Source organism: Aromatoleum evansii (assembly GCF_012910805.1).
Taxonomy (GTDB): Bacteria; Pseudomonadota; Gammaproteobacteria; order Burkholderiales; family Rhodocyclaceae; genus Aromatoleum; species Aromatoleum evansii.
Window position 1 is genome coordinate 98,433 of record NZ_WTVK01000011.1, and the last position, 25,436, is coordinate 123,868.

The following is a 25,436-nucleotide window of genomic DNA, read 5'->3' on the forward strand; positions in this document are numbered from 1 at the left end:
ATCCCCCCCTCAGCCGCTGTTCCTGAGGCCGGCCGCGACCCCGTTGATCGAGATGTGGATGCCCAGTCGCACGCGCGCGTCGTCGTGGCCGTCGCGGTGGCGGCGCAGCAGCTCGACCTGCACGTGGTTGAGCGGGTCGAGGTAGGGGAAGCGGTTGCGGATCGAGCGCTTGAGCAGCGGATTGTCGTCCAGGAGCTCCTTCTGGCCGGTGATGGCAAGCAGCGCGTCGACGGTGTCCTGCCATTCGGCGCGGATGCGGCCGAAGATCGCGTCGCGCAGTGCCGGATCCTTGACCAGGCCGGCGTAGCGCGAGGCGATTGCGAGGTCGGACTTGGCGAGCACCATGTCCATGTTCGACAGCAGCGTCGCGAAGAAGGACCACTCCTTGTACATCGCCTGCAGCCGCGCGAGGCCGTCGTCCGGATGGGCGGCGCGCCATGCCTTCACCGCCGCGCCGAAGCCGAACCAGCCGGGCAGCATCAGGCGGCACTGGGCCCAGCTGAACACCCACGGGATCGCGCGCAAGTCTTCGATGCGTGTGCCCTTCTTGCGCGAGGCGGGGCGCGAGCCGATGTTGAGCTCGGCGATCTCGGAGATCACCGTCGACTCCCAGAAATAGCGCTCGAAGCCCTCGGTTTCATAGACGAGGCCGCGGTAGGCGGCGAAGGCCGTGTCCGAGAGCGCCTGCATGGTGTCGAGGAACTCGGCGCGCGGCGCCGGGGCGCGATCCGTGAGCAGGCTCGCCTCCAGCGTCGCGGCGACCAGCACCTCGAGGTTGCGTCGGCCCACCTCGGGGTTGTTGTATTTGGCGGCGATGACCTCGCCCTGCTCGGTGAGGCGGATGCGGCCCTGCACGGCGCCGCCAGGCTGCGCGAGGATGGCCTGGTAGCTCGGGCCGCCGCCGCGGCCGACCGAGCCGCCGCGGCCGTGGAAGAGGCGCAGGTGCACGTCGTGCTTGGCGAACACCTCGACGAGCCCGATCTCGGCCTTGTACAGCGACCAACCGGAGGTGAGGAAGCCACCATCCTTGTTGCTGTCGGAGTAACCCAGCATGATCTCCTGCATCCGCTCGCGCGATTCCAGCAGGCTCATGTAGGCCGGCAGCGCGAACAGGCGATCCATGACGGTCGGGGCGTTGGCGAGATCCTCGATGGTCTCGAACAGCGGGATGATGTTCACGTCGAGCGCCTGCTCATGCGGGCGCAGCAGTCCCGCTTCCTTCAGCAGCAGGGCGAGTTCGAGCATGTCGGAGACGTCATCGGTCTTCGAGATGATGCAGTTGGTGATCGCTTCCTTGCCGAAGCGCAGGTGCGCGCTGCGGGCGGCACGGAAGATCGCCAGCTCGCCCTCGGTCTCGTCGGAATAGCGCACGTGGGGCGAGGCGAGCGGTCGCGGCGTGGCGAGCTCGGTGAGCAGCACCTCGCAGCGGTCGGTCTCGTCGAGCGCGCGATAGTCGATGCCGGGCTGGGCGGTCGCCAGCAGTTCCGCGACGACGCGCTCGTGCACGTCGGAGTTCTGGCGCAGGTCGATCGGCGCGAGGTGGAAGCCGAACACGCGCACGGCGCGGCGCAGCAGGCGCAGGCGGCCACGCGCCAGCGCCGCCGAGCCGTTGGCGACGAGAGAGCGGTGGAGGATGTCGAGGTCCTCGGACAGTTCGTACGCGTTCAGGTAGGGCTCGGCGTCTGCGACGGCGTGGCGCGGCGGTTCGCTGCCGAGCAGGGCGCGATGGGTCGCGGCGAGGCGTGCGTAGATACCGGAGATCGCGCGCCGGTAGGGCTCGTCCTTGCGGTGGGGGGACTGGTCGGGCGAGCGGTTCGCGAGGGCGAGGAGGGCGTCCGAGGCGCTCACGAGTCCGGCCGCGAGAGACAGGCGCGCGCCGAGCGTGTGCAGCTCGTCGAGGTAGAAGCTCAGCACGGCGCCGGCCTGCATCGCGAGCGCGCGTTCGAGCACTTCGGCGGTGACGAAGGGATTGCCGTCGCGGTCGCCGCCGATCCAGCTGCCGACGCGCAGGAAGGCGGGCAGTTCGAGCGCGCCCAGCGCCGGGTCGCGCTTCGCGAGCTGGTCCTCGAGGGCGGCATAGAGGCGCGGCACTTCGCGCAGGAAGGTCGCGTCGAAATACGACAGGCCGTTGGCCACCTCATCGACGACCGACAGCTTGGCCGGGCGCAGCATGCGCGTCTGCCACAGGATCAGCACCGCGCGGCGCATGGCTTCATCGCTGTACTCGCGCTCTTCCGGCGTGAGCACCATGCGGTCGCGCCGGTCGAGCAGGCGGGCGATGTCGGTTTCGCAGTTGAGGATGCTCTTCCTCTGCACTTCGGTCGGGTGGGCCGTGAGCACCGGCGAGATCGATGCGGTGTCGAAGAACGCGGCCAGTTCCGCCGCCTCGTGGCCGCTCGCGAAGGCGCGGGCGAGCGCGTGCGCGAGGCTGCCTTCGCGCGGCGCGGAGCCGGCGATGAGGTGGGCGCGGCTGCGGCGGATGTGGTGCTGGTCCTCGGCGATGTTGGCGAGGTGCGAGAAATAGCTGAACGCGCGCGCGACCTGAATCGTCTGTTCGCGCGACAGCGCATCCAGGATGCCTTCGAGTTCCTGGCGCGCGGCGCGGTCGTCGTCGCGGCGGAAGCGCACCGAGGTCTGCCGGATGCGTTCGATGAGGCCGAACACGGCCTCGCCCTGCTGGTCGCGCACGGTGTCACCGAGCATGCGGCCGAGCAGTCGGATGTCTTCGCGCAGTGGTGCGTCCTTGTCCTGGGTCATGATCTTTCCGTGGCAGTGTTGGGGTTCGGGGGCGAGAGGTGCGCTCGGACGTCCATGCTAGAATGCTGTCCTGCTACGGCGCCATTGGCGCGAACCCTGATGTTGCAGTGCGGCATGTGCCGCGCCCTTCAGGATCCTAAATCATCTGCCGACGAGTCCGTTTACCGTGAGCGCAATTTCCGCCGAATTCAACCCGCCCGAACGCATCGTAATCGCCACCCGCGAAAGCCGGCTCGCACTGTGGCAGGCCGAGCACGTCAAGGCCCGCCTCGAGGGGCTGTACCCAGGTTGCCGGGTCGAGCTGCTGGGCATGACGACCCGCGGCGACCAGATCCTCGATCGTCCGCTGGCCAAGGTCGGCGGCAAGGGGCTGTTCGTGAAGGAACTCGAGGCGGCGCTGCTCGAAGGTCGCGCCGACATCGCCGTGCACTCGATGAAGGACGTGCCGATGCAGCTCGCCGAGCCCTTCGCGCTGCCCTGCATCTCGGAGCGCGAGGTTCCGCTCGACGCCTTCGTGTCGCCGCGCTACGCGAGCCTCGACGAGCTTCCGCCGGGGGCCGTGGTCGGAACCTCCTCGCTGCGCCGTGAGTCGCAGCTGCACGCGATGTACCCGATGCTCGCCGTGACCAGCCTGCGCGGCAATCTGGACACCCGCCTGCGCAAGCTCGACGAGGGGCAGTACGACGCCATCATCCTCGCCGCGGCCGGCCTCAAGCGCCTGGGCCTGGCCGATCGCATCCGCTGCGAGCTGCCGTCCACGGTTTCGCTGCCGGCCGCCGGGCAGGGCGCGCTGGGCATCGAATGCCTCGCCAGCCGCAAGGACGTCGCCGCCTGGCTCGCGCCGCTCAACGACGCCGACACCTCGGCATGCGTGCGCGCGGAGCGCGCCGTGTCGCGCGCGCTCGCCGGCAGTTGCGAGGTGCCGCTGGGCGCCTACGCCGAGATCCGTGCCGGCAAGCTGTGGCTGCGCGGCTTCGTCGCGCTGCCCGACGGCAGCCGCATCGTGCGCGCCGAGCTCGAGGGCAATCCGGCGGACTGCGAGACGCTGGGCCTGGCGCTGGCGGCCGACCTGCGTGAGCAGGGAGCCGAGGACATCCTCGCCCAGATCGGCTGACGCCGGCCGCGACGGTGGCGATCATGACCGCGGCGACGCTGTCCGGGCGCCACATCGTGGTGACCCGGCCGTCCGGGCAGGCGGACGGCCTGTGCGCGGCGATCGAAGCCCGCGGCGGCATCGCTCTGCGCTTCCCGGTGCTGGCGATCGGCGAGCCGCAGGACGGCCGCGCCCTCGATGAGGTGATCGCGCGGCTCGACGGCTTCGAGCTCGCCTTCTTCGTCAGTCCGAATGCCGTGAGTCACGCCCTCGGGGCAATCCTCGCAAGACGCGCCTGGCCTCCTGGCCTGCGCGTCGCCACGGTCGGCAAGGGTAGCGAGCGGGCGCTGGCGGGCTACGGATTCAAGGACGTCATCGCGCCGCGGAGCGGCTTCGACAGCGAGTCTGTGCTGGCCCTGCCGGAGTTCCAGGCGGATGCGGTCGCCGGCAGGCGCGTCGCGATCTTCCGCGGCGACGGCGGGCGCGACCTGCTCGGCGAGACCTTGCGCGAGCGGGGCGCCACGGTCGAGTACGTCACCTGTTACCGTCGCTACTGCCCCGAGATCGACCCGGCGCCCCTGCTGGACCTTGCCGTCGACGGGCGCCTTGACGCGATCACGCTCACCAGCAGCGAAGGCGTGGGCAACCTGCGCACCATGGTCGGCGACGAGGGCTGGCGCGCGCTGCGCACGGTCGCCGTCTTCGCGCCGCATCCGCGCATCGTCGCGCATGCCCGCGCGGCAGGCTTCGAGCTCGTGTTCGAGACGCCGCCGGGCGACGAGGGGTTGCTCGGCGCCCTGGAGTCTCATTTTCGACACGCCTCGGTTACACTCAGGCCATGAACCAAGAACAATCTGCGCTCACCCAGTCCGGCTCGACCGATGCCGCTCCCGCTCCGAACCGTGAAACGACCGGGCGATCGTCAGCCTCCGCTGCCGCCGGCGGCAGTTCCCGTGGCGGCCTGGTCGCTGCGATCTCCGTGATTGCGCTCGTCGGCACCGGCGTGCTCGGCTGGTACGTGCACGACATGCGTGGCAGCGTCGCCACCGTGCGCGAGGAGGTCGCCCAGCGCCTCGCCGCCGGCGATTCGGCGGCAACCGAATACCGTGCGCTCGCCCGCCAGCAGCAGGAGGCCATCGCCGCGCTGCAGGGCAAGCTCGGCGCACTCGAGGCACAGGTGGCTGCCACCGAAGGTCAGGCCGCTGCGCTCGAGACGCTTTATCAGCAGTTCTCGCGCACGCGTGAGGATCGCGTCATCGCCGAGGCCGAATACGCCGTCGGGATGGCGACGCAGCAGCTCCAGCTGGCCGGCAATGCCGAGGCTGCGCTGGTTGCCCTGCAGGGTGCCGAGGCGCGTATCGCCGCGCATGACGGGGGCCAGCTGTTGCCGTTGCGGCGCGCGCTGGCGCGCGATATCGAAACGCTTAAGGCCGCGCCGCAGGTGGATGTTCCTGGCATCGCGCTGCGCCTCCAGGGCCTGCTCGAGCGGGTGGATCGTCTGCCCCTGGCGTTCGCAGGGGAGCTCGCCGCGCAGCCGTCCGTCGATGCCGACACGGCTGCTGCGCCCGCCGCGGCCGAGCCCTCGCCGATGGATTTCATCAAGGGCGTGGCTCACGAGGTGTGGCACGAGATCCTCGCTCTGGTGCGCATCGAGCGTCTTGATCAGCCCGAACCGGTGCTGCTCGCGCCCGCCCAGAGCACCTACCTGCGCGAGAACCTCAAGATCCGCCTGCTGACCGCCCGCCTCGCGCTGCTGGCGCGCGACGGGCGCACCTTCTCGGCGGACCTGGTGCAGGCCCAGGGCTGGATCGAACGTTACTTCGACAAGCGCGATGCAAAGGTGCAGGAGACCCTGTCCGAGCTGGCGACCCTCGGGGCGATGCCGGTCAAGGTGGAGCAGCCTGCGCCGGTGGAGAGCATCGCCGCGCTGCGGCTCCTGCAGGCGCGCGCGGGCGAGGCGAGCCGGAATGCTCCGGCCGTCGTTGTGCCGCCGGCCGCGCCGCCCGCCGAGGAGCCGGCGAAGGGGAACGCTGCGCGCCAGCCTGCCGGCGCCACGCGCTGAGGAGCCGATCATGCGTGCATTGATCTGGCTCATCGGAATCTTCGCGCTCGCGGCCGGTGTCGCGATGCTCGCGAGCGTCAACGACGGCTACGTGCTGGTCGTCGTGCCGCCGTGGCGAATCCAGCTTTCGCTCAACCTGCTCATCGTCGGCCTGGTCCTCGCGTTCGTCAGCGCTTACGTCGTGCTGCGGATCGTGCGCCGGACGATGGCGCTACCCGGGCGCGTCGTCCAGTACCGTGAGCGGCGTCGCAAGGAAAAGGCCGGTCGCGCTCTGCGCGACGCGCTGCGAGCCTTGTTCGAGGGGCGTTTCGCACAATCGGTCAAGTTCGCCGCGGCGGCGTTCGGGGACAGCGACAACCGCTCGATGGCAGCCCTCGTTGCGGCGCGGGCTGCGCATGCGATGCGCGACGACACGCGTTATCGCATCTGGTTGGGAAAGTCGGCCGAACAGGAAGACGAGTCGCGCGTCGCGCGCCTGATGACCGAGGCCGAGCTTGCGGTGGAGGGGCGCCGCTTCGACGAGGCGGCCGAACGGCTGGAAAACCTGCGCCTCGCAGGGCATCGCCATATCGCCGCGCTGCGCCTGTCCTTGCGTGTCGCGTCGGCGCTGGCGCGCTGGGACGAGGTGCTGCGCACTGCACGCCAGCTGCACAAGCACAAGGCCATGTCGGAGGACCAGGTGCGGTCCGTGCTGCGGCGCGCGCATCTCGAGCGCATGCGCGAGCTGGCCGGCGATGCCGATGGGCTGGCGGCTTACTGGCGGGAGATCCCGGCGGACGAGCTGAACGACCGGCGCCTGGTCGAGCGGGCCGTGCCCTACCTCGCTGAGGCGGGGCAGGGCGCGCTTGCGCGCCGTACGCTGGAGCGTCTCCTCGACGTGGAATGGGACAGCGGACTCGCCCGCCTGTACGGTTATTGCTGCGAGGGCGACGCGGTCGATTGCCTCGCCCGCGGCGAGAAATGGCTGCGCATGTATCCCAAGGATGCGGGCCTGCTGTTCGCGCTCGGGCGTCTGTGCCTCAACGCGCAGCTATGGGGCAAGGCGCAGAGCTACCTCGAGGCCTCGCTCAACCTCGCGCCCTCGGTCGAGACGCATCTGGCGCTGGCCGGTCTGCTCGAAAAGCTTGAGCGTGCAGACGAGGCGCAGGCGCACTACCGCGCCGCGGCACAGCGTTCGGCCGCCTAGAAACGTATGTCGATGGGAGCGGGTTCACAATACCCGTGGGAGCGGCTTCAGCCGCGAATGGGCCGCAACGCATGCGAGAACGTCCCTTCGCGGCTGAAGCCCACAGTGGGGCGGCGGTTGAATCGCTTCCTGCCCGGCTATTTCGGGTGCGTCAGCACCAGTCGCGCGGCTTGAGAAACTCGTCGTAGAGTTTCGCCTCCGCGCTGCCAGCTTCGGGCTGCCAGTCGTAGCGCCACTTCACGATCGGCGGCAGCGACATCAGGATGGATTCCGTGCGTCCGCCCGACTGCAGGCCGAACAGCGTGCCGCGGTCGAAGACGAGGTTGAATTCGACATAGCGACCGCGACGGTAGGCCTGGAAGTCGCGCTCGCGCTCGCCATAGGCGACGTCCTTCCTGCGTTCGAGGATCGGCAGGTAGGCCGGCACGAAGGCGTCGCCGACGCTGGTCATCAGTCCGAAGGCGGCATCGAAGTCGATCTTGCCGTCCGCGCCCAGGTCGTCGAAGAACAGGCCGCCGACGCCGCGCGGCTCGTTGCGGTGCTTGAGGAAGAAGTAGCTGTCGCACCATTCCTTGAGGCGGCGGTATTCCGCCTCGCCGCCGAAAGGCAACACCGCGGCCTTGCAGGTGCGGTGGAAGTGGCGCACATCCTCTTCGAACGGATAGTAGGGCGTGAGATCCATGCCACCGCCGAACCACCAGATCGGCGCCGCATCGGGCTCGTTTGCCGGCGGCAGGGCGATGAAGAAGCGCACGTTCATGTGCGCGGTAGGGCAGTACGGGTTGCGCGGGTGCAGCACCAGCGACACGCCCATCGCCTCGAAGGAGCGGCCGGCGAGTTCGGGGCGGTGCGCCGTTGCGGAGGCCGGCATGCCGGCGCCCATCACGTGCGAGAAGTTTACGCCGCCGCGCTCGAAGAAACGGCCTTCCTCGATCACGCGGGTGATGCCTCCGCCGCCTCCGGGGCGGTCCCACGCGTCGGTGCGGAATGCGTCGCCGTCGAAGGCCTCCAGCGCCGCGACGATGCGCTGCTGCAGGTCGAGGAGGTAGTTCTTGACGACGGAACGGTCGGGTGCACTCATCGCGGCGGCGCCCTCAGTTCTTGCGCGCGACGGCGCGGTGGCCGATGTCGCGGCGGAACTGGCGGCCCTCGAACACGATCGCGTCGGCCACTTCGTACGCGCGCTTCTGTGCGCTGCGCACGTTGTCGCCGAGCGCGGTGACGCACAGCACGCGTCCGCCGGCGGTGACGACCTGGCCATCCTGCTCGCCGGTGCCGGCGTGGAAGACATGCACGTCCTCGACTTCGGTGCCCGGTAGGCCCGTGATGGCGTCGCCCTTGCGCGGTGCCTCGGGATAGCCCGCAGCCGCGAGGACGACACCGAGCGCGACGCGACGGTCCCACTCGGCTTCGATCTGGTCGAGGCGGCCGCCGATCGCGGCTTCGATGAGGTCGGAGAAATCGGTCTTCAGCCGCATCATGATCGGTTGGGTTTCCGGATCACCCATGCGGCAGTTGAACTCGACCACGCGCGGCTGGCCGGCGTCGTCGATCATCAGGCCGGCGTAAAGGAAGCCGGTATAGGGATGGCCGTCGGCCGCCATGCCGGCGAGTGTCGGCTGGATGATCTCGCGCATCACGCGCGCATGCACCTCGGGCGTTACCACCGGGGCGGGCGAGTAGGCGCCCATGCCGCCGGTGTTGGGGCCTTCGTCGCCGTCCTTGAGGCGCTTGTGATCCTGGCTGGTCGCGAGCGCGAGCGCCTGCCTGCCGTCGGCCATGACGATGAAGCTTGCCTCCTCGCCGGCCATGAATTCCTCGATCACGACGCGGGCGCCCGCCTCACCGTAGCTCACTCCCATGCGGTTGTCGGTGAGCATCATGTCGATCGCGGCGTGCGCGTCGTCGAGCGTCATCGCGACGACCACGCCCTTGCCGGCGGCGAGTCCGTCGGCCTTGATGACGATGGGCGCGCCCTGGGCCTTCACATAGTCGTGCGCGGCGGCGGCGTCGGAGAAGGTCTGGTACTTCGCCGTCGGGATGTTGTGGCGGATCAGGAAGCGCTTGGCGAAGTCCTTGGAGCTCTCGAGTTGGGCCGCGGCCTTCGTCGGTCCGAAGATCGGCAGGCCGGCCGCGCGGAAGGCGTCGACGACGCCGGCCGCGAGGGGGGCCTCGGGTCCGACGACGGTGAACTGCACCTGCTCACGCTTTGCGAGTTCGACGAGGTCGGGAATCGCGGTGACGGCGACGTTCTCGAGCAGCGGCTCGCGGGCCGTGCCCGGGTTGCCCGGCGCAACCAGGACGCGCGTGACCTTGGGCGACTGGGCGAGTTTCCAGGCCAGTGCGTGTTCGCGGCCGCCGGAGCCGATGACGAGAACTTTCATGCTGTTACCTGCGCTGCGGATCAGTGGCGGAAGTGGCGGAAGCCGGTGAACACCATCGCGACGCCCTGTTCGTCGGCCGCGGCGATCACTTCGGCGTCGCGCATCGAGCCGCCTGGCTGGATGACGGCGGTCGCGCCGGCCTGGGCGAGCACGTCGAGGCCGTCGCGGAACGGGAAGAAGGCGTCGGAGGCGACCACCGTGCCCTTGACCGTGAGGCCGGCGTTCTCGGCCTTGATCGCGGCGATGCGCGCGGAGTCGACACGGCTCATCTGGCCGGCACCGACGCCGACGGTCATGCCGTCACGGCAGTAGACGATGGCGTTCGACTTGACGTACTTGGCGACGCGCCAGGCGAAGAGAAGATCGCCCAGTTCCTGTTCGGTCGGCGCGCGCTTGGTGACGACCTTGAGGTCGGCCACGGCGATGCGGGCCTCGTCGGCGCTCTGCACCAGCAGGCCGCCACCGACGCGCTTGTAGTCGAGTGCGCCGGCGGGCTTGCCGAGCGGGCAGGTGAGCACGCGCACGTTCTGCTTGGCGGCCAGCAGCGCCAGCGCATCGGCCGTATAGGACGGGGCGATCACCAGTTCGAGGAACTGCGCGGAGACCGCTTCTGCCGCCGCGCGGTCGACTTCGCAATTGAACGCGATGATGCCGCCGAAGGCCGAGGTCGGGTCGGTCGAGAAGGCCTTGCGGTAGGCAGCGACCGGCGATTCGGCGATGGCGACGCCGCAGGGGTTGGCGTGCTTGACGATGACGCAGGCGGGGGTGGCCGCCTCGAAGGCCTTGACGCATTCCCACGCCGCGTCGGCGTCGGCGATGTTGTTGTACGACAGTTCCTTGCCCTGCAGCTGCCTGTAGGACGCGATCGCACCCTCGGGAGCGTTCGGCTCGCGGTAGAAGGCGGCGGACTGGTGCGGGTTCTCGCCGTAGCGCAGGTCCTGCACCTTGTCGAAGGCGACCTGGTAGCGCTCGGGGTAGGCCTGCTTGGCGACTTCGCCCTTGTCGCCGAAGGTCAGCGCGGTGAGGTGGTTGGAGATCGCGCTGTCGTAGCGGGCGGTGTGGGTGAAGGCCTTCACCGCGAGGGCGAAGCGGGTCTTGTAGCTCAGCTCGCCGCCGTTCGCTTTCAACTCGTCGATGATGCAGCCGTAGTCTTCGGGATCGGTGACGATGCCCACGCCGCCCTTCTCGTCACCGTGGTTCTTCGCTGCCGCACGCACCATGGTCGGGCCGCCGATGTCGATGTTCTCGATGGCGTCCTCGAGCGTGCAGTCGGGCTTGGCGACGGTCTGCGCGAAGGGGTAGAGGTTCACGACGACGAGGTCGATGCGCGAGATGCCGTGCGCGGCGATGGTCTCCATGTGCTCGGGCAGGTCGCGGCGCGCAAGGATGCCACCGTGCACCTTCGGGTGCAGGGTCTTGACGCGGCCGTCGAGCATCTCGGGGAAGCCGGTGTGCTCCGATACGTCGGTGACCGGCAGGCCGGCGTCGCGCAGCATCGAGGCGGTGCCGCCGGTCGACAGGATCTTCACGCCGAGGCCGTGCAGGGCCTGGGCGAATTCGAGGACGCCGTGCTTGTCGGAGACGCTGATCAGGGCTTGGGAGACTTTCATCGTTCGTATCGCAGGAAGGAATCGGAAGGCGGGGGCCGTGCGCATATTGCGGCGCACGGCGGCAGTCGGGCTTACAGCAGTTCGTATTCGGTGAGCTTGCGCCGCAGCGTGTTGCGGTTGATGCCGAGCATCTCCGCGGCCACGGTCTGGTTGCCGTTGGCCTGGCGGAGGACGAATTCGAGCATCGGGCGTTCGACGTTGCGGATCACCATCTCGTAGATCGCGGCCGGTTTTTCACCGTCGAGGTCGCGGAAATACTGGTCCAGGGTGCGCTGCACCGAAGTGGCGATTTCGTTGGGGCGGCTCATGCGGCAAGTTCCTGCGGGAGGTCTTCTTCGTAGCGCAGGCGGGCGTCCTGCTGGGCCAATTGGCCGAAAAAGTCCTCGACGGCCGTCAGCTGCGAGCGGACGTCGGGGAGCTGGTTCATGGCGCGACGGAAGGCGGCCGATCCGACCAGGCCCTTCGTGTACCAGGAGATGTGCTTGCGGGCGACCTTGACGCCGGTATCTTCGCCGTAGAAGGCGTACAGGTCGGCCAGGTGCTCGCGGCACACCTGGAGGATCTCGCTGACGAGCGGCGGCGGCATCAGCTCGCCGGTCGCGAGGTAGTGCTCGGTCTCGCGGAAGATCCACGGCCGGCCCTGGGCGGCGCGGCCGATCATGACGCCGTCGGCGCCGGTGTAGTCGAGCACGTATTTCGCCTTCTCGGGCGAGGTGATGTCGCCGTTGGCGATGACCGGGATCTTCACCAGGGTCTTCACGTGCGCGATGGTGTCGTATTCGGCCTCACCCATGTACTGGTCGGCACGCGTGCGGCCATGGATGGCGATGGCGCGGATGCCGGATTCCTCTGCGATGCGCGCGACGGTCGGCGCGTTGCGGTTCTGTCGGTTCCAGCCGGTGCGGAACTTGAGCGTGACCGGGGTGTTCGGCACGGCGGCGACGACGGCTTCGAGGATGCGCGCGACGAGCGGCTCGTCCTGCATCAGCGCCGAGCCCGCCATCACGTTGCACACCTTCTTGGCCGGGCAGCCCATGTTGATGTCGATGATCTGGGCGCCGTTGTCCGCGTTGTGGCGGGCGGCTTCGGCCATCATGTGCGGGTCGGCGCCGGCGATCTGCACCGAGATCGGATCGACTTCGCCCTCGTGGTTGGCACGCCGGAGCGTCTTCGCGCTGCCGTAGAGCAGCGAGTTGGACGTGACCATCTCGCTCACCGCGACGCCCGCGCCGAGCTTCTTGCACAGCTGGCGGAAGGGACGATCGGTGACGCCGGCCATCGGGGCGACGAAAAGATTGTTGCGCAGGGTGAAACCGGCGTACTGCATGGGCGGGGCGTGGTGCGGGGGAAAGGTCGGGATTTTACCCCATGCCGAGCCGGGCGAGCAGCCGAATGCTCGCCCCGGGCAGCGACTGCGTCACACCGGTGTGGTATCCGCGCCCGTCGCCGCGGGCGTGCTCGGCTCGGGAGGAAGCGCGCGCGTGCTGCGGTTGCGTCCGCCTTCCTTGGAGCGGTAAAGCGCCGCGTCGGCGGCCTCGACGAGGCCTTCGGGGCCGCCGACGGGAATCTCGGGGAAAGCCGCGACGCCGACGCTGATCGTGACCTTGAGGCCGTCGACTTCCGCGGCCTCGATTTCCACCCGCAGGCGCTCCGCGACGCAGAACGCGCCCTCGAGCGTGGTGTTGGGCAGGATGCCGACGAACTCCTCGCCGCCGTAGCGGCACGCGAGGTCGTACTTGCGCAGCGCGTCGTGGAAGTTCTTCGCAACGGACTGCAGCACGCGGTCGCCCTGGTCGTGGCCGTAGGTGTCGTTGAATTTCTTGAAATGGTCGATATCGAACATCAGCACCGCGAGCGAGGTGCCGGTGCGCTGGGCACGGTTGTATTCGGTGTCCAGCGTGGCGTCCAGGTGGCGGCGGTTGAACAGGCCGGTGAGGCCGTCGGTGGTCGAAAGTCGCCGCAACTCCTCCTCGAGGCGCTTCTCCTCGGTGATGTCGCGCAGCAGTGCGGCCGAGCCGACGATGTTGTGGTCGTTGCCGAAGATCGTGGACGCGAAGATCTGCAGGACGCGCTCCCTGTAGGCGGTCGTGATCGAGCCGCCCTGCTCGGGGTCCGACAGCCACAGGCGCATCTGCTCCTCGTCGTCGAGGAGCGCATAGAAACCTTCCCGGACGATCTGGCTCGCGGGTTTTTCGAGCAGGCGTTCGGCCGCGGGGTTCACCAGCACGATCTCGCCGGTGCTGTCGGTGACGACGATCCCTTCGCCCGCGCCGTGGATGATGGTCGTGAGCTTGTCCTGCTCGCGGCGCAGACCGTCGTACGTGGTGCGCAGCTCCGAGGTCATGCGGTTGAAGCTGTTGGCCATCGTGCCGATCTCGTCGCGGCTGTGGATCGGCACCTGGTGGTCGAGGTCGCCGTCGGAGACGCGGCTCATCGCGTGGGTGACCTTCTCGAGCGGTTCGACGATGGTGCGACCGAGCATGTAGCCGGTGAGCAGCATGGTCGCCATCAGCGCCAGGGCGAGGCCGCCGATCGCGTACTGGCGCACCTCGTAGATGTCGCGCTCGACGGCGGCGAGCGAGGTTGTCAGCTTGATCACGCCGCGCACCCTGTTGGCCGTGCCGTGGCACTTGCTGCAGGCGTCGGCGTACTTGATGGGGGCGAGGAAGGTCAGGTTGCGGTGGCCGTCGAGGCCGGGTTCGTACACCGCGAGCGTGCGGCCTTCGTTCACGGTTGCGAGCAGGTTGGGGTCGTCGGCCGGGAGGACCGGGATCTGCTGTTCGTGGTCGCGCGGAGTGAAGGTTTCCTCGCCGCGGCGGCGGTTCACGTCGTCGATGGTCTTGTTGTCGCGGAAGGCTTCGTCGCCGTTGGTGCGCAGGATGCGGAAGTCGATGATGTCGGTAACCTTCTTGAGGCGGTCGGCATAGGACTCGGCGATGTCCGCGGAACCCGCCAGCATCACCGCCTGCAGGCCCTGGGCCACGCTTTCGGTGAGCTTTTCCATCGTGCGCTCGTTCTGGCTCAGGACCGACTGTTCCTGGAAGTGCGTGTAGAAGAGCGCCATCGCCACGAGGACCGCAGTGACCGCAATGCCGACTGCAAGGGTGATCTTGTAGCGAATCCGCATGTTCTTGTTCATGTGATGAAACGTCAGGTCCGGGATTGTTCGGACGCAATCATATAACGATGGCGTGCCGGCGGGGTCGGCATCCCCGGAGTCACGGCCAGGCGCGGGCGCCGAACATCATGCGGCGGGCGATGAAGTGGCGCAGCGGCGGTAGCATGTCGAGGGCGAACAGCGCTGCGCCGCGTGCATGGTGCAGGGGGGCGAAGTCGTTGCTAAAGATGCGCACGAGGCTGTCGGTGAAGTTGATCGCGCCGAAGCGGTCCAGTCGCCGGGCGTCGCGCCACGCGGCGAGCGTGCCGGCGAGGCCGGGGTCGCCGCGGTAGTCGAGGAGGGTGCGGGCGAGCGCCCAGACGTCGCGCAGCGCGAGGTTGAAACCCTGGCCGGCGACGGGGTGCAGGGTCTGAGCGGCGTTGCCCAGCCACACCGTGCGCGAGCCGACGGGGTCGCGACGGTAGCGCAGCACCAGCGGGTAGCGCTGCCGCCCGGCAACGCTTGCGAGCTGGACCCGGCTGCCGAAGCGCTGCCGGAGGTGTTGCAGGTAGGCGGCGTCGGGCAGGGCCAGGAGTTCGGTGGCGCGCCGGGGCGAGGCGACATGCACCAGGGCATAGTGGTCGCCGTGGGGCAGCAGGGCGATGGGGCCCTCGCTGGTGAAGCGCTCGAAGGCGGTTTCGCCGTGTCTGCCGGCAATGCCCACGTTGGCGATGATCGCGTGCTGGCCGTAGTCCCGTTCGACGATGTCGGGCGTGTCCGCCTGCAGCCCGCCTTCGGCGCAGGCGACGAGGCGGGCGCAGGCGGTGGCGCCATGGAGGGTGCTGCCGTCGCCGGCGAGGCTGGCCGTTACCGCGTCGGCGCCTGTGGCTAGTCCGGTGACTTCGGTCTGGTCCATGACCGTGATGCCGGTGCGCTCGACGGCGTCGCGCAGGGCTTCGGCGAGAGCGCCCGCCCGGACGACATAGCCGAGTGCGGGCAGGCCGTAGTCGTCCGCATCGAGCCGGGTGCGGCCGAAGCCGCCCTGCTGCGAGATGTGGATGTGGCGGATGGGCGTGGCTGGTAAGGCGTTCCACACCCCCAGGTGTTCGAGGGTGAGGCGCGTACCGTGGGCCAACGCGAGCGCGCGCGGGTCGGCGGCGACGGCATCGCGCGGCCGCGCGTCGGCCAGTGCGATCGCGAGGCCGCTGTCCTTCAGTGCGAGGGCGAGCGAGAGGCCGACCGGGCCTGCGCCGACGATCAGCAGGTCATGCTGCGCCATCGGCGGCCTCGCGCATCACGTCCTCTATGTCGGCGACCGAGCGCGGTGCGGCTTCGGTGAGGTATTCGCAGCCGTCCGCAGTGACCAGCGCGTCGTCCTCGATGCGCACGCCGATGTTCCAGAAGGCTTCCGGCACGCCTTCGGCAGGGCGGATGTAGCAGCCCGGCTCGACCGTCAGCACCATGCCCGGGGCGAGCGGGCGCCAGTCCCCGTCGAGCTTGTATTCGCCCGCGTCGTGCACGTCGCGCCCGAGCCAGTGCCCGGTGCGGTGCATGTAGAAGCGGCGGTAGTGGCCCTGCTCGAGGACTTCGGCGAGGCTGCCGGAAAGGAGCTTGAGGTCGAGCATGCCCTGCGCGAGCACCTCAACGGCGGCGTCGTGCGGCATGTTCCAGTGCGCACCGGGCCGGATCGCGGCCTTGGCGGCGGCCTGCGCGGCGAGCACGAGTTCGTAGATGTCGCGCTGCGGTCCGCTGAAGCGGCCATTCACCGGGAAAGTGCGGGTGATGTCGGAGGCGTAGCCGTCGAGCTCGCAGCCGGCGTCGATCAGCAGCAGGTCGCCATCGGCCATCTGGCGGTCGTTCTCGATGTAGTGCAGCACGCAGGCGTTGGCGCCACTGGCGACGATGGACGGGTAGGCGGGGGCCTGGCTGCCGGCGCGGCGGAAGGCGTGGAGCAGTTCGGCCTCGATCTCGTATTCGAAGCGGCCGGGGCGGGTCGCGGCCATCGCGCGGCGATGGGCTTCGCCGGAGATGTCGCCGGCGCGGCGCATGATCGCGATTTCGGAGGCGTCCTTGAGGATGCGCATCTCGTCGAGCTCGGCGCGCACGTCGCGGATCGCATGCGGCGGGATCGCCCCGGCGCGGGCGTTCGCGCGCACGGTGTTGAGGGCGCGCAGCACGCGGGCGTCCCAGTCGGTGTCGTGGCCGAGGCTGCACCACAGTGCGGGCTGGCCGGACATGAGATCGGGCAGGCGCTGGTCGATCTCGCCAATGGTCCAGGTCTCGTCGAAGCCGAAGCGCTCGCGTGCGGCGTCGGGGCCGTAGCGGTAGCCGTCCCAGATTTCGCGCTCCTCGTTCTTTTCGCGGCAGAACAGGATCGATTTCGGCGTATCGCCGGCGATCAGCACGACCACTGCCTCCGGTTCGCCGAAGCCGGTGAGGTAGTGGAAATAGCTGTCGTAGCGGAACGGGTAGTGCGTGTCCCGGTTGCGCGCGTATTCCGGAGCCGTCGGCAACACGGCAATACCGCCGCCGAGTGCGTTCATGCGCGCGAGCAGGCGCTCGCGGCGGGCGCGGAAGGGGGCGATGTCGAGCGCGAGGGGGGCGAACTTCGGGTCGAGGGGCGTGTTCATCGGCGGATTATGGCATGGGCACGGATGTCGGATTCGACCGGACCTGCCGGAGTGCGTTCAGGTGCCGGTACGGCGCAGCCGCGCGTCGAGTTCGGCGAGTCGCGCCGGGGTGCCGACGTCGAGCCAATAGCCGGCGTGCAGGGCGCCGCTTGCGCGTCCGGCGTCCATCGCCTCGCGCAGCAGCGGGCCGAGCGCGGCACGCGTGCCCGGTGCGATGCCGGCGAAGAGGGCGGGGTGGTACACGCCGAGGCCGGAGAAGGTCAGGCGCGGTTCGCCGTCGCGGTGCAGGCGCCCGTCCGCGAGATGGAAGTCGCCGCCGGGGTGGTGCTCGGGGTTCGGTACCATCAGCAGGTGGGCGAGGTCGCCGTCGGCGGTCAGCCCTTCGCCCGTCGCACGCAGGGCCGCGAGCTCGGCATCGCAGAAGACGTCGCCATTCACGACCAGGAAGGGGGCGTCGCCGAGCAGCGGCAGGGCCTGGCGGATGCCGCCGGCAGTCTCCAGCGCCTCCGCTTCGGGCGAGTAGCGCAGGCGCACGCCGAAGGCGCCGCCATCGCCCAGCGCCGCCTCGATCATCGCGCCGAGGTGGGCGTGGTTGATCGCGATGTCGGTGAAGCCGGCGTCGCGCAGGCGTTCGATGTGCCACACGATCAGCGGCTTGCCGCCTGCCTGCAGCAGCGGCTTCGGGCAGGCGTCCGTGAGTGGGCGCATGCGTTCGCCGCGGCCGGCGGCGAGGATCATCGCGCGCATCAGAAGGTGTAGCCGACTTCGACCGGTTCGGGATCGAGGCGGTCGAGCAGCTTCAGCAGTGGGCCGAGGTCGCGATAGCGTTTGCACGCGCGGCGGAGGTAGTCCATCACCAGCGGCATGTCGGCGAGGTAGCCGTCCTTGCCGTCGCGGTGATAGAGCCGAGCGAAGATGCCCAGCACCTTGATGTGGCGCTGCACGCCCATCCATTCGTAGTCGCGGTGGAAGTCGGAGAAGTCTTCCCGCACCGGCAGGCCCAGCTTGCGCGCCGCTTCCCAGTAGCGCGCGAGCATGTCGAGGGTGAAGTCCTCCTCCCAGTGGATGTAGGCGTCCTTGAACAGCGAGGCGAGGTCGTAGGTCAGCGGGCCGTACACGGCATCCTGGAAGTCGATGATGCCCGGGTTGGCCTGGTCGGGCAGGTACATCAGGTTGCGCGAGTGGTAGTCGCGATGCACGAAGACCTGGGGCTCGGCGAGGTTCACTGCGAGGATGCGGTCGAAGGTGTCCATCAGCGTGACACGCTGGCGATCGTCTAGCGTGACGCCCTTGTGACGCTCGATGTACCACTCGGGGAAGAGCATCAGCTCGCGCAGCAGCAGTTCGCGCGAGTATTCCGGCAGCACGTCGGGGCGGCTCGCGCGCTGGATCGCAATGAGCGAGCCGAGGGCGTCGGCGTACAGGTGGGCGGCGTTGTCCTTGTTCAGCGCGGCGAGGTAGGTAGTGCTGCCGAGGTCGGACAGCAGCAGGAAGCCCTGGTCGAGGTCCTGCGCGAGCACTTCGGGGACGTGCGCGCCGGCGGCGCGGAACAGCTCCTCGACCTTCAGCCACGGACGGCAGTCCTCGCGCTCGGGCGGCGCGTCCATGACGACGAGGCTGGGGCTGCCGTCGGCGAAATTCACGCGGAAGTAGCGGCGGAAACTGGCGTCGGCCGATGCGGGCGTGAGCTCGAAGGCCTTCCCGGACATTCGTGTGGTCAGCCAGTCGTTCAGTTGGGCAAGTCTGTGCACCGGGTTCTCCGCAACGCTTCGTGTAAAATCCGCGAGTTTATCAAAAGGCCGCGACCGTGCCGGGCACGGGCCGCCGGCGATGAAACCAGGATTGGGGAAAGCGCTTTGCGCGAAATGCGATTGAGAACGCAACTGCGGGCGATCCCGCTGCTGCTGTGCTGTTTCTCGGGCTCGGCCCTGGCGGCCGGATTGCCGCCGCTGGTCGTGTCGCCTGACCTGATGGGGGGCGGCAGCGCCCGTACGCCGGCGAAGCCGGCGCCCGCGGCGGCTCCGGTGGAGCCGGTTCCTGCCGGCGTCCATCCCGCAGCGAAGGCGCCTGCTCCCGCGCCCACCGTGGCGACGCCGGCCGGGGCTGCAAGCGGGACCAAGCCCGCGCAGGCGCCGAGCGCCTTGCCGCCGGGGGCGACCGAGGTACGTGCCCTGCGCATCCGCGGCACGCGTTCGGTCGAACTGCTGGCGGAAGGCGATGCCGAGCTGCAACGCGACGACCTGCTGCTTTCGGCGGACAAGCTGACTTATCGCGAGCTCGACGACGAGGCGCATGCCGAGGGTGACGTGCGGCTCAGGCGCGGCGAGGACCAGATGAGCGGACCGGAGGCGCGGCTGAAGCTCGAGGAGCGCCTGGGTTCGTTCGAGGAGCCGACCTACCGCATCAAGCGCCAGTCGACCCAGCCCGTGCAGCCCGGCGAGACGCCGCGCGAGATCGCCGGCGGCGGCTCGGCCGACGTGCTGTATTTCGAGGGCGAGAACCAGTACCGCCTGAAGAACGCGACCTGGTCGACCTGCGAGGCGAGCGATCCCGACTGGTACCTCAAGGCGAGCGACCTGCACCTCGACTACGACCGCGAGCTCGGCACCGCGAAGGGCGCGACCCTGGTGTTCCAGGACGTGCCGATGCTGTGGTGGCCGTGGGCGGAGTTCCCGCTCGTCGGCCAGCGCCAGTCCGGCTTCCTTGCCCCGACCTTCGGCATGTCGAACAAGGTCGGCCTCGACATCTCGGTGCCGTACTACTGGAACATCGCGTCGAACTACGACGCGACGATCGCCCCGCGCGTGATGGGCCGCCGCGGTGTGCAGCTGGCGACCGAATTCCGTTACCTGACGCCGACGCAGGCCGGTGAGGCGCGCGTCGAATACCTGCCGCGCGACAACGTCACCGGCGAGGAGCGTGCGCTGGGCTCCTTCCAGCATACGCAGGTCATCACGCCCAGCCTGTTCGCGGCGATCGACTGGAACGGCGTCACGGACAAGGAGTATTTCGAGGATCTCAGCTCGCGCGTGTCGGTCGCCTCGCGTGCGAACCTCGTGCGCAAGGGCACGCTGAGCTATGCCGGCAGCGAGTGGTGGAATGCCTCCGCGCTGGTGCAGAGCTACCAGACCCTGTCGGGCGGGGAGCCGTACCGCAAGCTGCCGCAGCTGCTGCTGAACGCCAACCGCGGCGAGCTGATCGGCGGCTCGGCCTTCGCGTTCCGCGGCGAGTACGTGCAGTTCGACCATCCGGATTCGAATGTTGCCGAAGGCAGCCGCTTCACGCTGCATCCCCAGGTTTCGTTGCCCTTCGAGCGCGCCGGCTATTACGTCACGCCCAAGCTCGGCCTGCATTACACGCAGTACGACCTCGATCGCGACCTCAGCGGCAACAGCCGCTCGATCACGCGTTCCGTGCCGATCTTCTCGGTCGACAGCGGCCTGATGTTCGAGCGCGACACAAGCCTTTTCGGCCGGGACTTCCTGCAGACGCTGGAGCCGCGCGTGTTCTACGTCAAGACGCCGTACCGCGACCAGTCCGACATCCCGGTGTTCGACTCCTCGCGCTACGACTTCGGCCTCGCGCAGATCTTCTCCGAGAACCAGTATTCGGGGGGCGACCGCATCGCCGATGCGAACCAGGTGACGGCGGCGGTGACCTCGCGCCTGATCGACCCCGAAACCGGCGGCGAGCGCCTGCGCGCGACCGTCGGCCAGCGTTTCTATTTCGACGACCAGCGTGTGACGCTGCCGGGCGAGGAGCCGCGCACCGGCCGCCGGGCCGACGTGCTGGGGCTCTTCAGCGGCTACATCATGTCGAAGACCTGGCTCGATTCGAACATCCAGTACAACCTGCGCGACAACTGGACCGAACGCTTCAACGCCGGCGTGCGTTACCAGCCCGACTTCGCCAAGGCGCTGAACCTTTCCTACCGCTATTCGCGCGGCCGGCTTGCCGACGAGAGCGACAAGATCCAGGATCTCGCCCTGTCCGGCCAGTGGCCGCTGGGCGGCGGCTGGTACGGCGTCGGGCGCGTGACGCGCTCGCTGACGGAAGACCGCATCACCGAGGCGATCGCGGGCATCGAGTACGATGGCGGTTGCTGGGTCGTGCGCACCGCGGTGCACCGCTTCGCGACCGACCCCAATGACGTGACCCAGGCGGTGTTCGTCCAGCTCGAGCTCAACGACCTCGCAAGCGTGGGCACCAGTCCGGTCAATCTGCTCAAACGCAGCGTCGCCGGTTATGGGAAGATCAACGATCCCGTTTCCGATCGCGTTTTCGGCGCCGAATGAGCGCCTCAACATCCACACCACGACAGAACATGATCCGAATTCCCTCGCGCCTGTGCATCGCCCTGGTACTCGGCCTCGCCGGCGCACCCGCGCTGCTGCCCGCGCACGCCGCCCCTGCGCGCCCGGTCGCGGTCGACCGCATCGTCGCCGTCGTCAATAACGAGGTCATCACCACGCTGGAACTGCGCGAGCGCGTGCAGCAGGCGCAGCGCCAGCTCGCGCGCCAGGGCACGGCGCTGCCGCCGGCCGAAGTGTTCGAGCGCCAGGTGCTCGAACGGCTGGTGCTCGAGCGTGCGCAGATACAGCTCGCCGCGGAAACCTCGCTCAAGGTCGACGATGCGACGCTTGACCGGGCGATCGGCCGCATCGCCGACAACAACCGCATGGGCATGACCGACCTGCGCCTCGCGCTGGAGAAGGATGGCATCACCTGGAACCGCTTTCGCGACCAGATCCGTTCCGAGATCCTGCTCACCCGTCTGCGCGAGCGCGAGGTCGACAACCGCATCGTCGTGACCGACGCCGAGATCGAGAACTTCCTCGCGAACAACGCCGATGCGCTGTCGGGCGAGGAGTTCCACGTCGCCCACATCCTGGTGCGCGTGCCCGAAAGCGCAACCATGCAGCAGCAGTCGGAGCGCCTGGCGCGCGCGGAGAGCGTCGTCGAGCGCCTGCGCGCGGGCGAGGATTTCGGCCGCCTCGCGGCCTCGTATTCGGACGCGCCGGACGGGCTGAGCGGAGGCGACCTGGGCTGGCGCGGCCGTGACCGCCTGCCGGCGCTGTTCGCGGAGGCCGTGCGCCAGATGCAGCCGGGCGAGGTGTCGAAGGTCATCCGCAGTCCGGCGGGTTTCCATATCGTCAAGCTCGTCGAGCGTCGCGGCGGCGCGGTGGCGGGCCTGCAGCAGATGCAGCAGACGCGTGCGCGCCACATCCTGATCCGCACCTCGGAGATCGTGACCGATGCCGACGCCGAGAGCCGCCTCAACGGCCTGCGCGAGCGCGTCATCAACGGCGGGAACTTCGCGGAACTGGCGAAGGTGAACTCGGCCGACCTGTCGGCCGCGAAGGGCGGCGACCTCGGCTGGGTCAATCCGGGCGACACGGTGCCCGAATTCGAGCGTGCCATGGACGCGCTCAAGCCGGGCGAGGTCAGCGCGCCGATCAAGTCGCCCTTCGGCTGGCACCTGATCATGGTCGATGAGCGCCGCATGCAGGACGTTACCGACGAGCGCAAGCGCGCCGCCGCGCGCAACGCGCTGCGCGAGCGCAAGGCCGAGGAGGCCTACGAGGAATGGTTGCGCCAGCTGCGTGACCGTACCTACGTCGAGTACCGCCTGGAGAAGGAGTAAGCCGGCGTGCCGGGGCTGCCGACGCGCTTGCCGATTCTCGCCGTCACGAGCGGCGAGCCGGCCGGGGTCGGACCGGAGCTGTGCGCGCACCTGGCCGGACGCGACTGGCCGGTGCGTACCGTCGTCCTCGGCGACATCGGGCTGATCCGCGAGCGTGCCGATGGTCGGGCGGCGGTGGTGCCCTTCGATCCCGCACGCGATGCAGCGCCGGAGGACGCAATCGAAGTGCTGCACGTCCCGCTGGGCGTGCCGGCGCGCGCCGGTGTGCTCGACGCCGCAAACGCGCCCTACGTGCTCGCGCTGCTCGACCGCGCGCTGGCGGGCTGCCGCAGCGGCGAGTTCGCGGGGATGGTGACGGCGCCGGTGCACAAGGGCGTCATCAACGATGCCGGGGTGGCCTTCAGCGGACATACCGAGTATCTCGCCGAGCATACCGGCACGCCCCTGGTGGTGATGATGCTGGTCGGCGGCGGCATGCGCGTCGCGCTGGCGACGACGCACCTGCCGCTGGCGGCGGTGCCGGCGGCGATCACGCGCGAGCTGCTGGAGGCGACGCTGCGCATCCTGCATGGCGACCTGGTGCGGCACTTCGGCCTGACGGCGCCGCGCATCCTCGTCGCCGGCCTGAATCCGCACGCCGGCGAGGGCGGCCACATGGGGCGCGAGGAGATCGAGGTGATCACGCCGGTGCTGGAGAAGCTGCGCGGCGAGGGCATGTCGCTCACCGGCCCGCTGCCGGCCGACACGCTGTTCGTGCCGCACACGCTCGCGCAGGGCGATGCCGTGCTGGCGATGTACCACGACCAGGGGCTGCCGGTGTTGAAGCACGCGAGCTTCGGTGGCGGGGTGAACGTGACGCTCGGCCTGCCGATCATCCGGACTTCGGTGGATCACGGCACCGCACTCGATCTTGCCGGAACGGGAAAGGCCGATCCGGGCAGTCTGTTCGCGGCAGTCGAGCTGGCGATCGCGATGGCGGGCGCTCGCGGCTGAAAACCGAATTCCTTGAAACTGAGTGCCGGTCGGCCCGCCCGCGCGACGGCGGCTTCCGGTCCTCGTTGGCGCGTGGCGGACGCCTCGGCCCGAAAACCGCCATCGCGCGGGCTGCATCACGGCAGCGCCGCCGCTTCGGCGTTGCCGACAACCTGTAGAGATATCGAATGACCGAGCACCACGCCCGCAAACGCTTCGGGCAGAACTTCCTGTCCGACCCCAATATCATCCGCAAGATCGTCGATGCGATCCGCCCCGCCGCGGGCGACACGATCGTCGAGATCGGCCCGGGCCTTGCGGCGATGACCGATCCGCTGGTCGAGCGGCTCGGGCACATGCACGTGGTCGAGATCGACCGCGACCTGATCGCGCGCCTGAAGGAGCGCTACTCGCCGGAACGGCTGACGATCCACGAGGGCGACGCGCTGAAGTTCGATTTCGGTAGCCTCGGCGCGCCGCTGCGCGTGGTGGGGAACCTGCCGTACAACATCTCCACGCCGTTGCTGTTCCATCTCGCGACCTTTGCCGAAAGCGTTTCGGACATGACCTTCATGCTGCAGAAGGAGGTGGTGATGCGCATGGTGGCCGAGCCGGGGACCGAGGAGTATGGGCGGCTATCGGTGATGCTGCAGTACCGCTTCCGCATGGGGCGGCTCTTCGACGTGCCGCCGGGGGCGTTCCGGCCGGCGCCGAAAGTGACCTCCAGCATCGTGCGCATGGTGCCGCTGCCGCCCGATCAGCTCGGTGCGCAGGACGAGGAACTGCTCGGCCGCATCGTCACAGCGGCCTTCGGGCAGCGGCGCAAGACCTTGCGCAACACGCTGCGCGACTTCCTCGACGAGCAGGATTTCGCGACGCTGGGACTGGATCCGGGGCTGCGTGGCGAGCGCTTGAGCGTTGCGGACTACGTCAATATCGCGAACCATGTGTCGCGCAAGGGCGCTCCGGCGTAGCTCGGGCGAAACGGAGGTCGTAAACGAAGAAAAGCCGGGTCGCCCCGGCTTTTTTGTGACGCCGCGAGGGACGTTCAGGCCTTCTTCATCGGGCAGGTGTTGAGGCCGAAGATCGAGTAGGCCGGGCACCAGCCCATCAGGCCGGTGGCGAGGGGCACGACGCCGATCCAGGTCCAGGGGGCGCCGATGCCCATGATCGCGAGGACGATCAGGACCAGGCCCGCGACGATGCGAAGGATCTTGTCGATGCCGCCGACGTTTGCATTCATGATTTTCTCCGGGGTTGTTCAGGTTTGCGAGCGTATTTCAACACTCGCGCTTCCGCCGGTCTGTAACCTCGGTTACACAGCCCCCGTCGCGAAGCTCAGGTCTGCCGGCCGTCGCTGGCGATGCGCCGCAGGCCCGCCGGGTCGAGGATCTCGATCTGCTCGCGCGACAGTTTCACGAGTTCCTGCGCGGCGAAGCCTTTCAGCAGCCGGCTGACGAATTCGCGCACGCTGCCGAGCTCGTCGGCGAGCTGCTGGTGCGTGACGTGCAGCACGCGCCCCTTGCCCAGCAGCTGGGCGGCGAGGCGCTGGTCGAGGCGGTGGAAGGCGACTTCCTCGATGAGCTGCATCAGGTCGGCGATGCGCTCGGCGAAGAGATGAAAGACAAAGCTGCGGAAGGCCGGCTCGGCGAGCAGGGCGTCGAATTCGGGCTTGGGCAACATCAGCAGCACGGTGTCCGTTTCCGCGATGCCGCGCGCGTTGTAGTCCTCGTGCCCGAGCAGGCAGGACGAGGAGATGATGCAGGTTTCGCCCGGCGTGACGCGGTACAGCGGCAGCTCGCGCCCGTTCGGCGCGCACTTGACCACGCGCACCGAGCCTTCGACGACGAAGGGAAAACCTTCGCAGGCCTGGTGGTCGTCGAACAGCAGGGTGCCGGCCGGCACGCGCGCCCAGCGGCCCGCGGCGAGCAGGCGTTGGCGCGCGGCCTCGGGCAGCGCGGCGATCATCGGATAGTGGGCTGTCTCTTATACAAATCTAAC

General features: G+C 68.9%; 21 protein-coding genes. 8 read left to right on the forward strand and 13 right to left on the reverse strand.

The features are described 5' to 3' along the window. Positions 1-9: 9 nt before the first annotated feature. Positions 10-2,757 (reverse strand): phosphoenolpyruvate carboxylase, encoded by a 2,748-nt coding sequence (ppc, locus tag GO615_RS07570; protein WP_169126569.1) that lies wholly within the window; start codon positions 2,755-2,757, stop codon positions 10-12. 166 nt (positions 2,758-2,923) lie between these two features. Here ppc and hemC point away from each other — a divergent pair, with 166 nt between their 5' ends. The 4 genes from hemC to GO615_RS07590 are packed head-to-tail and all read left to right on the forward strand — an operon-like array spanning position 2,924 to position 7,098. Further along, entirely contained in the window at positions 2,924-3,871 is a 948-nt protein-coding gene (gene hemC, locus GO615_RS07575) for a hydroxymethylbilane synthase (protein WP_339379978.1), read from the forward strand. A gap of 23 nt (positions 3,872-3,894) precedes the next feature. Beyond that, a complete protein-coding gene (locus GO615_RS07580) occupies positions 3,895-4,692 on the forward strand; it encodes a uroporphyrinogen-III synthase (RefSeq protein WP_169126571.1) in 798 nt (265 codons plus the stop codon). Next, complete coding sequence (locus GO615_RS07585) at positions 4,689-5,912, forward strand: uroporphyrinogen-III C-methyltransferase (protein ID WP_246262188.1); 1,224 nt, start codon at positions 4,689-4,691, stop codon at positions 5,910-5,912. The genes GO615_RS07580 and GO615_RS07585 overlap by 4 nt, the downstream gene beginning before the upstream one ends. A 10-nt stretch (positions 5,913-5,922) precedes the next feature. Next, positions 5,923-7,098 (forward strand): heme biosynthesis HemY N-terminal domain-containing protein, encoded by a 1,176-nt coding sequence (locus GO615_RS07590; RefSeq protein WP_169126573.1) that lies wholly within the window; start codon positions 5,923-5,925, stop codon positions 7,096-7,098. Positions 7,099-7,249: 151 nt separating this feature from the next. On the opposite strand, the gene hemF is transcribed toward GO615_RS07590, so the two are convergent. The 10 genes from hemF to GO615_RS07640 form a co-directional block, all read right to left on the reverse strand. Beyond that, positions 7,250-8,179, reverse strand: coding sequence for an oxygen-dependent coproporphyrinogen oxidase (gene hemF / locus GO615_RS07595; protein ID WP_169126575.1), 930 nt, complete (start codon positions 8,177-8,179; stop codon positions 7,250-7,252). Positions 8,180-8,192: 13 nt separating this feature from the next. Next, positions 8,193-9,482: a phosphoribosylamine--glycine ligase gene (gene purD / locus GO615_RS07600; protein WP_169126577.1), complete on the reverse strand. Its 1,290-nt coding sequence runs from the start codon at positions 9,480-9,482 to the stop codon at positions 8,193-8,195. A 20-nt stretch (positions 9,483-9,502) separates the two neighbouring features. Then, a complete protein-coding gene (purH, locus tag GO615_RS07605; protein ID WP_169126579.1) occupies positions 9,503-11,092 on the reverse strand; it encodes a bifunctional phosphoribosylaminoimidazolecarboxamide formyltransferase/IMP cyclohydrolase in 1,590 nt (529 codons plus the stop codon). 71 nt (positions 11,093-11,163) lie between these two features. Next, positions 11,164-11,400: a helix-turn-helix domain-containing protein gene (locus GO615_RS07610; protein WP_169126581.1), complete on the reverse strand. Its 237-nt coding sequence runs from the start codon at positions 11,398-11,400 to the stop codon at positions 11,164-11,166. After that, complete coding sequence (gene dusB / locus GO615_RS07615) at positions 11,397-12,419, reverse strand: tRNA dihydrouridine synthase DusB (protein ID WP_169126582.1); 1,023 nt, start codon at positions 12,417-12,419, stop codon at positions 11,397-11,399. Before dusB ends, GO615_RS07610 begins: the two co-directional genes overlap by 4 nt. Before the next feature lie 90 nt (positions 12,420-12,509). Then, positions 12,510-14,231, reverse strand: a complete 1,722-nt coding sequence (locus GO615_RS07620; RefSeq protein ID WP_169126592.1) for a sensor domain-containing diguanylate cyclase — start codon at positions 14,229-14,231, stop codon at positions 12,510-12,512. 79 nt (positions 14,232-14,310) lie between these two features. Then, positions 14,311-15,468, reverse strand: coding sequence for an FAD-dependent monooxygenase (locus GO615_RS07625; RefSeq protein WP_169126594.1), 1,158 nt, complete (start codon positions 15,466-15,468; stop codon positions 14,311-14,313). Further along, the gene (locus GO615_RS07630; RefSeq protein ID WP_169126596.1) at positions 15,455-16,819 is read right to left on the reverse strand and encodes an aminopeptidase P N-terminal domain-containing protein; all 1,365 of its coding nucleotides are present in this window, start codon (positions 16,817-16,819) and stop codon (positions 15,455-15,457) included. The genes GO615_RS07625 and GO615_RS07630 overlap by 14 nt, the downstream gene beginning before the upstream one ends. Positions 16,820-16,876: 57 nt before the next feature. Continuing rightward, positions 16,877-17,557, reverse strand: coding sequence for an N-acetylmuramate alpha-1-phosphate uridylyltransferase MurU (murU, locus tag GO615_RS07635; protein WP_169126626.1), 681 nt, complete (start codon positions 17,555-17,557; stop codon positions 16,877-16,879). An 8-nt stretch (positions 17,558-17,565) separates the two neighbouring features. Further along, positions 17,566-18,570 carry a phosphotransferase gene (locus GO615_RS07640; protein WP_169126598.1) on the reverse strand — a complete coding sequence of 335 codons (1,005 nt, stop codon included), beginning with the start codon at positions 18,568-18,570 and terminating at the stop codon, positions 17,566-17,568. A gap of 114 nt (positions 18,571-18,684) precedes the next feature. Between GO615_RS07640 and GO615_RS07645 the strand changes: the two genes are divergently transcribed. The 4 genes from GO615_RS07645 (at position 18,685) to rsmA (ending at position 24,409) form a co-directional block, all read left to right on the forward strand. Continuing rightward, positions 18,685-21,114: an LPS-assembly protein LptD gene (locus tag GO615_RS07645; RefSeq protein WP_169126600.1), complete on the forward strand. Its 2,430-nt coding sequence runs from the start codon at positions 18,685-18,687 to the stop codon at positions 21,112-21,114. A gap of 29 nt (positions 21,115-21,143) precedes the next feature. Beyond that, the gene (locus GO615_RS07650; protein ID WP_169126602.1) at positions 21,144-22,463 is read left to right on the forward strand and encodes a peptidylprolyl isomerase; all 1,320 of its coding nucleotides are present in this window, start codon (positions 21,144-21,146) and stop codon (positions 22,461-22,463) included. Between the two features lie 6 nt (positions 22,464-22,469). Beyond that, on the forward strand, positions 22,470-23,456 hold the full coding sequence (gene pdxA, locus GO615_RS07655; RefSeq protein ID WP_339379979.1) for a 4-hydroxythreonine-4-phosphate dehydrogenase PdxA: 987 nt from the start codon (positions 22,470-22,472) through the stop codon (positions 23,454-23,456). Between the two features lie 167 nt (positions 23,457-23,623). After that, positions 23,624-24,409: a 16S rRNA (adenine(1518)-N(6)/adenine(1519)-N(6))-dimethyltransferase RsmA gene (rsmA, locus tag GO615_RS07660; protein WP_169126604.1), complete on the forward strand. Its 786-nt coding sequence runs from the start codon at positions 23,624-23,626 to the stop codon at positions 24,407-24,409. A 74-nt stretch (positions 24,410-24,483) separates the two neighbouring features. Here rsmA and GO615_RS07665 read toward each other — a convergent pair whose 3' ends face one another. Together GO615_RS07665 and GO615_RS07670 are read right to left on the reverse strand one after the other, a co-directional pair. After that, positions 24,484-24,678 (reverse strand): YgaP family membrane protein, encoded by a 195-nt coding sequence (locus tag GO615_RS07665; RefSeq protein WP_169126606.1) that lies wholly within the window; start codon positions 24,676-24,678, stop codon positions 24,484-24,486. Between the two features lie 95 nt (positions 24,679-24,773). Further along, a complete protein-coding gene (locus tag GO615_RS07670) occupies positions 24,774-25,403 on the reverse strand; it encodes a Crp/Fnr family transcriptional regulator (protein WP_246262190.1) in 630 nt (209 codons plus the stop codon). Positions 25,404-25,436 lie beyond the last annotated feature (33 nt).

Bases quoted from the DNA above. Each gene is read 5' to 3' on its own strand.
- ppc (WP_169126569.1), bottom strand. From the start codon at position 2,757: ATGACCCAGGACAAGGACGCACCACTGCGCGAAGACATCCGACTGCTC.
- GO615_RS07580 (WP_169126571.1), top strand. From the start codon at position 3,895: ATGACCGCGGCGACGCTGTCCGGGCGCCACATCGTGGTGACCCGGCCG.
- GO615_RS07585 (WP_246262188.1), top strand. From the start codon at position 4,689: ATGAACCAAGAACAATCTGCGCTCACCCAGTCCGGCTCGACCGATGCC.
- GO615_RS07590 (WP_169126573.1), top strand. From the start codon at position 5,923: ATGCGTGCATTGATCTGGCTCATCGGAATCTTCGCGCTCGCGGCCGGT.
- hemF (WP_169126575.1), bottom strand. From the start codon at position 8,179: ATGAGTGCACCCGACCGTTCCGTCGTCAAGAACTACCTCCTCGACCTG.
- purD (WP_169126577.1), bottom strand. From the start codon at position 9,482: ATGAAAGTTCTCGTCATCGGCTCCGGCGGCCGCGAACACGCACTGGCC.
- purH (WP_169126579.1), bottom strand. From the start codon at position 11,092: ATGAAAGTCTCCCAAGCCCTGATCAGCGTCTCCGACAAGCACGGCGTC.
- GO615_RS07610 (WP_169126581.1), bottom strand. From the start codon at position 11,400: ATGAGCCGCCCCAACGAAATCGCCACTTCGGTGCAGCGCACCCTGGAC.
- dusB (WP_169126582.1), bottom strand. From the start codon at position 12,419: ATGCAGTACGCCGGTTTCACCCTGCGCAACAATCTTTTCGTCGCCCCG.
- GO615_RS07620 (WP_169126592.1), bottom strand. From the start codon at position 14,231: ATGAACAAGAACATGCGGATTCGCTACAAGATCACCCTTGCAGTCGGC.
- GO615_RS07625 (WP_169126594.1), bottom strand. From the start codon at position 15,468: ATGGCGCAGCATGACCTGCTGATCGTCGGCGCAGGCCCGGTCGGCCTC.
- GO615_RS07630 (WP_169126596.1), bottom strand. From the start codon at position 16,819: ATGAACACGCCCCTCGACCCGAAGTTCGCCCCCCTCGCGCTCGACATC.
- murU (WP_169126626.1), bottom strand. From the start codon at position 17,557: ATGATCCTCGCCGCCGGCCGCGGCGAACGCATGCGCCCACTCACGGAC.
- GO615_RS07645 (WP_169126600.1), top strand. From the start codon at position 18,685: ATGCGATTGAGAACGCAACTGCGGGCGATCCCGCTGCTGCTGTGCTGT.
- GO615_RS07650 (WP_169126602.1), top strand. From the start codon at position 21,144: ATGATCCGAATTCCCTCGCGCCTGTGCATCGCCCTGGTACTCGGCCTC.
- rsmA (WP_169126604.1), top strand. From the start codon at position 23,624: ATGACCGAGCACCACGCCCGCAAACGCTTCGGGCAGAACTTCCTGTCC.
- GO615_RS07665 (WP_169126606.1), bottom strand. From the start codon at position 24,678: ATGAATGCAAACGTCGGCGGCATCGACAAGATCCTTCGCATCGTCGCG.
- GO615_RS07670 (WP_246262190.1), bottom strand. From the start codon at position 25,403: ATGATCGCCGCGCTGCCCGAGGCCGCGCGCCAACGCCTGCTCGCCGCG.